At 58.0% G+C, this 11464-nt stretch carries 5 protein-coding genes; 1 reads left to right on the top strand and 4 read right to left on the bottom strand.

Annotated elements, in window-relative coordinates; all coding sequences use genetic code 11:
* Window positions 1–89: 89 nt before the first annotated feature.
* On the bottom strand, window positions 90–3905 hold the full coding sequence (locus ACOTTU_RS03705) for a tandem-95 repeat protein (protein ID WP_425656117.1): 3816 nt from the start codon (window positions 3903–3905) through the stop codon (window positions 90–92).
* A gap of 278 nt (window positions 3906–4183) precedes the next feature.
* Here ACOTTU_RS03705 and ACOTTU_RS03700 point away from each other — a divergent pair, with 278 nt between their 5' ends.
* Entirely contained in the window at window positions 4184–6448 is a 2265-nt protein-coding gene (locus ACOTTU_RS03700) for a CHASE2 domain-containing protein (RefSeq protein WP_425656116.1), read from the top strand.
* Here the strand turns inward: ACOTTU_RS03700 and ACOTTU_RS03695 are convergent, their stop codons facing one another.
* Genes ACOTTU_RS03695 through ACOTTU_RS03685 form a run of 3 tightly spaced genes read right to left on the bottom strand, consistent with a single transcriptional unit; the run spans window position 6449 to window position 11349 of the window.
* The gene (locus ACOTTU_RS03695) at window positions 6449–7771 is read right to left on the bottom strand and encodes an HlyD family type I secretion periplasmic adaptor subunit (RefSeq protein WP_425656115.1); all 1323 of its coding nucleotides are present in this window, start codon (window positions 7769–7771) and stop codon (window positions 6449–6451) included. It abuts the gene before it with no gap.
* 3 nt (window positions 7772–7774) lie between these two features.
* Window positions 7775–9979: a type I secretion system permease/ATPase gene (locus tag ACOTTU_RS03690; protein WP_425656114.1), complete on the bottom strand. Its 2205-nt coding sequence runs from the start codon at window positions 9977–9979 to the stop codon at window positions 7775–7777.
* A complete protein-coding gene (locus tag ACOTTU_RS03685) occupies window positions 9976–11349 on the bottom strand; it encodes a TolC family protein (protein ID WP_425656113.1) in 1374 nt (457 codons plus the stop codon). The genes ACOTTU_RS03690 and ACOTTU_RS03685 overlap by 4 nt, the downstream gene beginning before the upstream one ends.
* Between the last annotated feature and the right edge of the window lie 115 nt (window positions 11350–11464).

Raw genomic sequence — 11464 nt, 5'->3', positions numbered from 1 at the left:
GCCAAAATTCAGATCACGCGTCAGCGAAACCGTAATATTCAGCAGCCAAATACATCGTCAAAGTAGGAATAACCCGTTTGAAACCGGGCTCACGGCATGGGCAACGCGCCCAGCACGTCCACCTCAGTATCGACACCCAGCGTCGCAAGCACATTGCCGCCATCAATATAGGCATAGATGTCCAAACTGTTGCCGTTTCCATCATCTACCGGGGTGTCGGATATTTTTTGAAAACCGGCCGCGCCGTCCTGCAACAGCGTCAACGTATCCGCCGTGTCACCATAGATCACCGCGCTTTCCGGCAGGGCTTCGTCCAGAAGCGTTTCCAGAACATCATCGCTTGTGCTGGACAGGTCCACGACATCCGCAAGGCTCAATTCCAGCGCATTGCCCAGCGCGTTATCCATATCAATGGCCTCGATGTCGCGGATATCCAAAGTGGGCAGCAATTCATCGTTCAAATCCCCGCCGACATCAAACTCCAGGACGTCTCGACCGGTGCCGCCATCTACCAGATCAATTCCCGCGTCCGGAGCTTCGGAAACGATGATCCGATCGTCGCCATCGCCTGCCAGGATGGTATCTGCCCCGGTGCCGCCTCTGATCGTGTCATCACCTGCATAGCCCAGAATGACGTCGCCACCAGCGGCACCGCTGATCTGATCTGCCGCGTCGCTGCCAAACAACAGGTCAGCTTGGTCAAGCCCGCTCAAAGTCTGCGCTGTGTCGGACTTGCCGATCACATCGCTGGTGAAAAGGTTGATCTCGGCGGTACTGTCATCCCCATCGAGATCAAAGCGCGCCGTCACACCGACCAGATTGTCCTCGCCCAGCATCAATGCGATATTCTCAATGCTCGCCAGTGGTAATGCAAAGTCGATGCCATCGGCCTGCAAAGCGGGGCTCGTTTCATCCGCAATGATGCCTTTGTCCAGACCATCCGCATCAAGCGTGATCTGCAGGTCAATCAATGTCGGCGCAAAGACCGGCGTTTGTGTCAGGGCGGCCGCAAGCTCATTTGGGGACACCAGAAACGTCGGGCTGGGATCAAATTCCTCAAGCAGGCTGGGATCATATCCATCGCCAATGCCAAAGGCCTGAATATCCACTGTGTAGTCGTTTCCAATCGGGTTGGTCAGGGTTGCCAGAGCGTCGCGCCACATGCCGTTCGAAGGAACGCCATCAGTGATAAACAGCAGAAAATTGGCTTCGTTGCTGGGCTGATCGTTGAGAAAATCCGCCGCTTCGTTGAAGGCAAGATCCCATCGGGTCGCACCACCCAGATAGGGCAGGTTCAGGATGGTCGAAGAGAGCGCCGGATCCTGTAGATCGAGCGGTCCTACACTCGACGCACCGCCCGAATAGGTGATGATCTGGACATCCACGCTGGTGGTCGATCCCGCGAACTGATCTGCAAGCAGGCTGACCGCGTCATTCACTGATGCCCGCAGGTCGCTCCAATCGCTGAAACCAATGCTGCCAGAGCTGTCCATCGCGATCACGAGGTTCACCGATTGGGAGGTCACCGCCTGGGCATCCACCACCAAGGAACCCGCGGCAGCAGCCTCCGTGGCGGTTGTGTTCAACGATATCGTAACAGCCTGAGAACCCGAGCCGCCCGATGCTGCTTCAACCGCAGCGGTCACGCGACCGGTAGAGACCCCGCCCTGACCGTCTGTCACCGTGTATTCAAAGCGATCCAACCCCGCAAAATCGGCATTGGGTGTGTAAACAAAGCTGCCGTCATTATTGACCACAACGGTTCCATTATCCGGGCCATCGGCGCCGACTGCAAAGGCCAATGCACCAGAACTGTCCACGTCAGTTGCCGTCAGCTGGCCGTTCAGGGCATCATTCTGATCCAGCGAAAAAACGGCATTGCGGACAACCGTGGGCGCATCATTGGTACCGGTCAACGTTACCTCGACCACCTGGGTGGCTTCGGCCCCGAACTCATCTCGCGCGACAGCTGTGAAGGTTTCGACGACCACTTCACCTTCGGCAATTCCGTCTGCAATGGTGTTGTCCAGCACATAGCTCCAGGCGCCACCTGCGGTAATGGCAAATGCCCCAAACGCGGCGGCAGAAACACCAGACCAGGTAATCACAGCACCGGAATCCGCATCCGATGCCGTGAGCTGCCCGGAAGCATCTGCATCCTCTGCCCCTTCTGTCACCTCGCCGGTATTTGCTCCGGCAGCCGTCGTGATCACGGGAGGATCATTCGATGCTGTCACGGTAACGGTTATCGTGGCATCCGCGGTCTCTCCCGAAGGGTCGGTAACGCGGACACCGAAATCATCCGTTCCGTTGAAATCGGCGTCAGGCGTGTAGGCATAGCTGCCGTCCTGTAACAGCACGACCTCTCCGTTCTCCGGCACCGCGATCAAGGTAAAGGTCAATTCATCCCCATCAACGTCGGAGGCATCAATCTGCCCGACAACGATGTTGTCTTCGCTCACGGTCACTGCCGCGTCCTGGATTGCGGGGGCATCGTTTACGGGCAACACCTCGACCACCACAGTCCCGCTGAATGATTGACCCGTCGCATCCGTCGCCAGAAAGGTGAAATTATCCGTGCCGTTGAAATCAGGCGCAGGAACGTAGTCGAATTCACCGTTCTGCTCGACCGTGACCATCCCATTCGATGGGCCGTCCTGAAGCACGTAGACCAGACCATCGGGCAGATTCTGCCCCGCGGTGATCGACCCCATGATGGCGTCTTCTTCGGTTGCATCCTCGAACCCGGTAACCACCACGACCGGCGTTTCCTGGGTGTTATCAATGATCAACCCTTCATCAAAACTGTTGCTGTCGTCGATGACGGGCTCGTTGGGCACATCGGGTGGCGTTTCGATAACATCGAGCTCATCAATGCCATCTACATCCAGATCCGTCGGGGCCTCGGTGCCAAAATCAATCTCCGGGGAAGGATTTGCCGGGTCCGACAGAGACACATAGGTGTCACCTGCATCGACCCGTGATACCGCCGCCCGATACGCCGCGAAAGCCTCTGCAATCAGCAGGTTGTCTTCGGCGTCATCTTGCAAAGTGCGCTCGACCTCGCGGCTTTCGTTATTGGCACCCCGCACAATCCATTTGGTGTCGGTTTCATCAATATAGGCGATCAGATTATCATCCAGATCACGAAGCTCGAAACCGCCTCTGGTGCCATCAGGGTCTGTGGTCAGGGTCACTTCGGTGGTATCCACACCGTTGACGGTGCCCACCTGCACGATCACCGTGGTCCCCCTGATCCCCATGGTGGAAGACGGCGTGTTGACGTCCATCCCTCCGGTCTTGGCGACCTGGCCCGCGATAAAGACAAAACTGCCCTGAATGAGGCTGAAACTGCCGGAGTTATCCGTCGCATTCGGATCATATATCAGCTCATCGATCACCATCCGCGAGGCCGCCGCGAGCGTGAAGATTGTGCCATCTACAAAAGTGACCGCAACCGAGCCATCATCCTGTGTTGCAATCACATCGTTCTGAAAGATCTTCATGCCAACTTGCAGGGTGTCCACGGTGCCGTCGGCGCGCTGCACGGTTGTCGTGCCCTCGACCGTTTCCACCTGCCCGATCGGCCCCGGACCCGCCGCTATGTCGCCTGCCTGCGCATATTGACCGGGCGCCAAAGGTCCTGCCAGCGTCTCGACAATATTGCCCCGCAGAACGGCACCTGCGGGATCAAACAGATCAATTGGTGATGTGTTCGTGAAATAGTCCGCAATGCGAAAATCCGGCTTTCCGTCGTTTTCGATATAGAGATCGGGGCCTTCACGCCGGAATGACCCATTGAACAACGCAGCGCTGTCCGGCATGACGATAACGCCAGCGTCATCCACGGCAAGGTCGATGAGCTCTTCTGGCGGGGCGTTATGTGCTGAAATTTGCCGTGACACCTGAGACTACCTAAAAACCGAAACTTAACTGAAAATTAACCAAATATTGAGTCCGGGTATGTGATCGACGACACATTCTGCCGAAATGTGGCCACAGAAACGCCATATTCCCGCACACGTTGAAAATTCATCTTGATTGACCCGTGATCGGAAACAGTCACCCGGGCTGTGACTTGATCTGAAGGACGATTCGTTCAGTATGGAAGCTGCAATCGGCAGCTCCGGTTGCAGCGGTGCCATGCGTGCAATGATATGGCGGCAGTCGGGCAAAGATCGAAATGGCGCAGTGGTTTACCAAGTGGATCGGATGGGTGCGGGTCATCGCATTCTTTGGCCTTTTGTTCGGCCTGATCATCCGGATTGGCGATCCGCAACCGCTTGAAACGCTGCGCAATGCTTCCTTTGATTTTTACCACCAGTCCAAGCCGCGCGAACTGACCCAGTTGCCTGTTGCGATCATAGATGTCGATGACACAAGCATTGAGGAAATCGGGCAATGGCCCTGGCCACGCACGCGGGTTGCCGACATGGTTCAACTGGCCACGGCGCAAGGTGCGGTGGCCATTGCCTTTGACATTGTCTTTTCCGAACCTGATCGCCTGTCGCCGGCGCAAATCGCGCAAGACAATCCGGATATCCCCCCCACGCTGCTGAGCAAATTGACGGCCCTGCCTGACAACGATCAGGTACTCGCCGACGCCTTTGCCAAATCCCGGGTGATCGTTGGCCAGACGACGGTGCGCACGATTGCTGGCAATCGCGAAGAGAAGCGCGAGATGGCCAAGGTCGCGCATGCGCTGATTGGTCCCAGCCCCTTGCCGTATCTGCTGGCGTTTCCCGACATCGTTCAAAATCTTCCGGCCCTGGAAGCGAATGCGGCAGGACGCGGTATTTTCAATGCGCTCCCCGATCCCGACGGCGTCTATCGGCGCCTGCCACTGGTGATGAGCGTGCAGGGGCAGATCAGGCTCGGGCTGACCCCGGAGCTTCTTCGTGTCGCAACAGGCGGTGATCCTTTTGCCGTGCGCACGAATGAGGCCGGGCTTGAGGGAATTGTTTTGGCGCGCCAGCTCATCCCGACCGCCCATGACGGCACGGTTTGGCCCTATCTGACACCCTCCTCGCGCAGTCGCTATGTCTCCGCCGCCGATCTGCTCAAAGGCCGGGTTCCACAAGGTCGCCTCGCTGGACACCTGGTGCTTGTGGGGACATCCGCCATTGGTCTGGAGGACTTCCGCGCCACCCCGTTGGGGGTCGCCATGGCCGGGGTCGAGGTGCACGCGCAGGTGCTCGAAAACATCATGGCCAAAACTCTGCTGGTGCGACCCAATTACACCATCGCGATTGAGCTCGTCACAACCTTCATTCTTTGTACGCTGGTCATCATCTTTGCCCCCAGTCTGTCGGCGCGATTGCTCATTTCCCTGTCTGTGGTGCTGCTGGCTGGCTATGTGGGCACCTCCTATTACCTCTTCGTTGGCAAGCGGGTGTTGCTGGACCCCTCATTCCCGGTTCTGGCAACAGCCACGGCAATCATCCTGATCTCCACGGTCAATTATCTGCGCGAAGAGCGGCAGAGACGCGAAATTCGCAGCGCATTCGGGCAATACGTCTCCCCCGATCTGGTGGACCAGTTAACCCAGGACCGAGGCACATTGAGTCTGGGCGGAGAATCCCGCGAGCTTACATTACTGTTCAGTGATGTCCGGGGCTTCACCGCAATTGCGGAGGAATTTCGTGATGATCCCGAGGCATTGACCATGCTGATGAATGAGTTCCTTACAATCCTGTCACGCGCAATCATGGATCAGAAAGGAACCATCGACAAATTCATGGGCGATGCGGTCATGGCGTTTTGGAACGCCCCTTTGGACAACCCCGATCATGCACGGGCCGCCTGCCGCGCCGCGTTGAAAATGATCGAAGACGTGCACGCCTTCAATGCCAAACGACGGCGTGAGGCCGCCCGCCGTCGCAAAGCACGCGCGGGTCAGAAAAGGAAAAGCGCACCAGCACGGCGCAAAATCCACCGGATCAAAGTGGGCATTGGCATCAACACCGGCCAATGCGTGGTGGGCAACATGGGCAGTGACATGCGTTTTGACTATACCGCTCTCGGTGACCCGGTGAACGTGGCGTCGCGCTTGGAGGGGCAATCGCGCTACTATGGGGCATCCATCATTTTGGGGGAAGCGACCGCGCGCGCGCTTGCCGAGACGTTCGCGATCATGGAGCTGGATGTTGTGCGTGTGGTGGGCAAGGCCGTTCCCGAAACGATATTTGCCCTTTTCGGCGATGAAACCCTGGCCCGGGCGCCCCTGTTCGCAGCCCTTTGCGCAACCAACTCTGCCATGCTTCAGGCCTACCGGGATCGGCAATGGGATCAGGCTGAAAGCCAGTTGGCGGAAGTCTCAGCGCTGCTGGATAAGCTCAAACTGAACATGGCCGATTATGTCGAAATGTACAGCGGGCGCATTGCTGATCTGCGCATTGCCCCGCCACCGGGCGACTGGGACGGGGTTTTCGCTTCAACCAGCAAATAGTTACCGCTCGCGCAGCGCTTCCGACTGGGCCCTCAGAATCGGTTTGGCCAAGTACGATAACACCGTTTTCTCACCGGTCTGAATATCGACCGATGCGATCATGCCTGGTGTGATCGGCAAAGGCTTCTCGGCGGCTCCCAGGTATGATTTTTCGGTACGCACCACGACGCGGAAAAATTCCGTTCCATCTTCCTTGGCGATCGTATCCGCGCCGATGCGAATAACTTCGCCCTCCAAATCCCCATAGATCACATAGTCATAGGCCGATATCTTGACCGACGCGCGCTCGCCGGTGGTAACAAAAGCGATATCCCTGGGGCCCAGATCCGCCTCGATCAACAAGCGGTCGTCGATGGGGACAATTTCGACCAGTGGCGCGCCCGGCTGCACGACCGCGCCGATGGTCGTGGCATTGACCCGGTTGATCGTGCCCCGCACCGGGGCGCGCAACTGGGCACGCGTTACCCGGTCATTGGCGCTGCGCAAGGTCTCCTGCACAACCGCCAACTCAAGCTGAAGTTTCGCCAGCCGTTGCCGCGCAGTCAGAACGTAGGCAGAGCGGGCCGCATCAATCTGGTTTTCGGCTTCGATGATCGCAGCCTGCAAGCGTGGTTCGCTGGCACGGCTAACGGCAATATCCCCTGTTAGCTCGGCAAATCTGGATTGCAGGCGCAACAATTCGATTTGCGGAACGAGGCCGCGATCAAACATATCTTGGGTCAGCGCAATTTCTTCGCGCAGCGGCGCAATGATCGCCATTGTACGAGCGCGCAGCGCCTTGACTTCGTCAAGTTCACTGCGTCGCTGCAATAGCTGCGCTTCCAAAACCTGAAGTTCCCGTTTGAGCTGCTCACGCCTTGAAAAGAAGACCTCACTTTCGGCAGCGACGGCCAGAGCTGCACGTGCCGCCAACGCTTCTTCATAGACAAGCTCCTGCGCAAATCGGGCCTCCGCCTCTAGCCGGGCGGCTTCTGCGAGAATGGCAGCTTCGCGTTCCAGCAATTCGCCGCGTTCCGCATCAAAACGTGTGTCGTCGATCTGCATGAGCGCATCGCCCGGCTCAACGATATCCCCCTCCTGCACCGCGATGCTGCGCACGATCCCGCCCTCAAGGCTTTGTACGATCTGTACCTGTTGCGAGGGGATCACGCGGCCGATTGCGCGTGCTGTTTCTTCGATCTTGTAGGTCGCCGCCCAGCCGCCGAAAGCTGCAAGGCCAAGCGCGATCACCAGCAGGAGCCGCCAGGGTCCCGCATCACGCACAGCCGGTCGCGCCCCGCTGATGTTATTGGCAAATTCATCTTCAATGCGGTTTCCGAACATTGCCTACTCCTGCGCCCGCGCGGCACCCATGGTCCGCAACTGGGTCAGAACATCTTCGCGCGGGCCATCCAGCACCACCCTGCCCTGATCCATCACGATCAACCGCGTCGCCATCGCCGCCAGAGACTGCCTGTGCGTGCAAACCATGAGGCCGACACCCGTCTGGTTGAGCTCCGCCAATCGCGCGACAACCTGCGTTTGCATCCGTTGATCCATGGCATTTGTGGGCTCATCCAGAAACAGCAATCTGGGGCGCCGCAGCAACAAGCGCGCCAATGCCACACCCTGACGCTGACCACCTGACAGTCGCTTGCCCTGTTCCCCGATGAACATATCCAGACCTTCCTGCGCCTCGGCCATGAAGGTATCCATCGCAGCGAAATAAAGCGCATTGGAAATCTCGGCATCGCATGCCTGTTGATTGCCGATCATCAGGTTTTCACGCAGCGTTCCGGTGAAAAGTTCAGGGGTCTGCGGCAAGTATCCAATGCCGCGCCGCAGCTCGGCCGGTTCATATTGCGAAAGCGCAATCCCATCGATCAGGATCGTCCCGCTGTCTGGTGTCAGCAGGCCCGCCAGCATCTTGCCGGTTGTCGTTTTGCCCGACCCAACGCGGCCCAACAGCGCGACGCATTCGCCCGGCGCGAGTTCAAAGCTTAGTTCTTTAAGCGCGGGTTGCGGGCTTTCGGTGTAGTGCAGCGTCACACCCTCGACGCGAACAGCGCCCCGGGCAATCGACGCATCACTTCCGACCGCCGCTGCATGTTCGACTGGCAAATCCATGAAACGGTTCAACGCGCCCAACGACTTCATGGCATAATGTGCCCTGAAGATCGTCTGAGCAATCGTTCCCAAGGGGGCCAGCACACGACCCGCAAGAATGTTTGCCGCGATCAGACCACCGATGGTGATGGCCCCGTCAGAGACCAGAAAAACACCCCAGACGATGATCAGCACCGACACAACCTGCTGCACCATCATGGTGCCGTTGGACGCCATATTCGACCAGAACTTGGTGCGGCCGTTGATCTGGGACGAGGCGGCCACGGCGTTTTCCCATTCACGCTGCATGACCGGTTCTGCGTTCAGGCTTTTGATCGTCTCAATACCGGACAGCGCCTCGATCAGAACGACATGGCGTTTGGTCGCCATCTGCTGTGCGCGGCCGGCACTGCGGCTGATTGGCCATTGGGCCAGGAGTGCGATCAGCAAAACGACGGGCACAGCGCCAAGAGGTACTAGGGCAATGGGTCCGACAATGAAGAACAGCGCCGCCACAAAAATACCGATAAACATGACATCGATGACCGCAACAAAAGACGCGGAGGCAAAGAACTCCCGGACGACCTCGAAATCCCGGATCGTACTGGCGATGCCCGCAGCCCCGCCCGGTCGGTTCGAGAAGCGGGCATTCATCGCCTGGCCGAAAAGCGATGCCGCGACTTTCACATCCACCCTGCGGCCAATGTTTTCCAGAATATTTGCGCGGATCGTCCGCAAAACCAGATCAAGGAAAAGCGCAATTCCCACCCCTATCGCCAGCGTCCAAAGGGTCACATAGGCGAGATTAGGAATAACCTTGTCGTAGACGTTCATGACAAAGAGCGGCAGCGCAAGCGTCATCAGGTTCAAAAGCAGAGCCGCCACGAGCACTTGCAGCCAGTTGCCCCAATTGGCCCGGACCGGCGCCCAGAACCAATGTCCTATCTGGGTATCCGCAGCGACGACTTCGGGTGCCAGCATCGCATGTGCCTGATCATCGGCACGGGTGATCAGCAACAGTTCTGGCCGAATATCCCGGCGCAACTGGCGCAAAGACACTTCCTGCTCATGGGGTGTCAGGTCCGGATCGATCAAGGCCGCCGTTTTGCTGGCTTCATCAAGCGTGCGAATGATCAGTGGCCCGCCGGACTTTCGAAAAGCCACAAAGGGCAAGACGATGGCATCCACAGCGGCCGGATCACGCAGCACAAGCCGTGTTTTCAGACCTATCGCAGCCAGCGCGCGCGACACGTGATCCGGGCGAGACAGATCCAGATCCTGCGGCAGCCGTGCCGAAACAGCCTCCGTCGAAAAGGGACGTCCAAAATGGTCGGCCATCCAACGGATAACCGCCCATCTCGCCCCTTTGAACTCGGAGTGATGATCTGATGACGCTGGCAGCATGGATGACACGGCCGCAGTGGCTGCGCCGTCGTGCACGCTCATTTCAGCGGCTCAATGTTCACATTGAAAATCGCAGTCGGGTTCTCTTTGACCCTTTCCTGAAACTGCGGTTGCAGCGCGAGATCGCTTTTGGCAAGACCGAAATGCGCAGCCAGCAGGCTTTGGGCGGCCAAGGAGCGGTAGGTGCTGAAGGCCAGTCCCGCCCGCGCGCCCACGGCTTCGAATTCCACGTTGAAGCGCGCCCGTTCCACTTCGAGCAAGTCCAGCAACGTGCGTTTGGCCGCTTCGAATTCATCGCCGTAAACTTCGACGATCAAGCGATTGATGCGCAGTTGATCGTTAAGCTGCGCGGATCTTTCAGAATTGGTGCGGTATGTGTTCCATGTGCGGGTTGCCAATTCGCGCACCTCGCGAACGGCCACCGCCTGTTGTGACAAAGCGCGGCTGTTTTGCTCGGCCAAAGCGCGCCTTTCTGCCTGCCGTCCCCCCTGGTACAAGGTCCAGCGCAATCCGAGGCCGATGGTTTCGTCCGTGCGCGTGCCAGACACACCATTGCGATTGATGTCCCGCACAACTCCGGCATTCAGCGTCACCTGAGGGTATCTGTCTGACAAGGTCACCCCTGACTGGAAACGCGTCTGGTCAATCTGGGTACGGGCGAACTGAACGCGGTAACTGTTGTTCACCGCGTTTTGGATCAACCCATCCAGCGATTGAGGCGCGGGCGCCAAAGGTATGCGCATGCCGCCCGAGGGCGGCCGCCCGACGACCCGTTCGTAGCGTGCATTGGCATCACGCAAAGCCCGCTCGACCTCGAGTTGCGCGAGCCGCGCCGATCTGATGCGATCGTCAATGGTGAGCTCATCGCTGTAGGGCAGCCTTCCGCCCTGCACAAGCTCGCGCACCCGGCGTCCGATGTCTTCGTGCTTTTCAACGTTGCTTTTGGCCACGGTCAGCAAAGTCCGATGCCGGTAGACGTCGATGTAGGCCTCCGTCGCGTTCAGAGCCATGGTTTCTGACGCATCAAGCAACCGGTAGATACTGCCATCCACGCGGGCCGCATTGGCATAGACGAGGTTGGAGCGTCGATACCCGTCAAACAGGACAAGTTGCGCACGCACCCCCAACTGATTGCGGGGCTTGGTGCTGTCGTTGTCAGCGACGGAGAGTGAGTTCGGATCATCGACCCTTTGCCAACCTGTTTCACCCGACAAGGTCACTTCGGGTTCGAACTCTCCACGCAATTGCAGCAACTCAAAAGCAGAAGCCCGCATCTCCGCTTGCGAGGATTTCACCACCGGGTTGGTGGTAACGGCAAAACGTACGGCTTCGGAAAGACTTTCCGCCAAAGCTGTATTGGCGAGCATAAGTATGGCCGCCACATAAACCGGCAATTTGGGCAATATATTCAAGTGTTCCCCCGAAACTCATTCACAAAATACTCAAAATCAATGGCCTTACGTTAACCAAATTTAACAAAAAATCAAACGTGAGGGGTCTCGGCCCCTGCCGAGAGATCAGGAGATG

This window comes from Roseobacter sp. EG26, from assembly GCF_049830555.1.
GTDB lineage: Bacteria > Pseudomonadota > Alphaproteobacteria > Rhodobacterales > Rhodobacteraceae > Roseobacter.
This window is presented reverse-complemented; position numbering and strand designations above follow the sequence as displayed.

Bases quoted from the DNA above. Each gene is read 5' to 3' on its own strand.
- ACOTTU_RS03700 (WP_425656116.1), top strand. From the start codon at position 4,184: ATGGCGCAGTGGTTTACCAAGTGGATCGGATGGGTGCGGGTCATCGCA.
- ACOTTU_RS03695 (WP_425656115.1), bottom strand. From the start codon at position 7,771: ATGTTCGGAAACCGCATTGAAGATGAATTTGCCAATAACATCAGCGGG.
- ACOTTU_RS03690 (WP_425656114.1), bottom strand. From the start codon at position 9,979: ATGAGCGTGCACGACGGCGCAGCCACTGCGGCCGTGTCATCCATGCTG.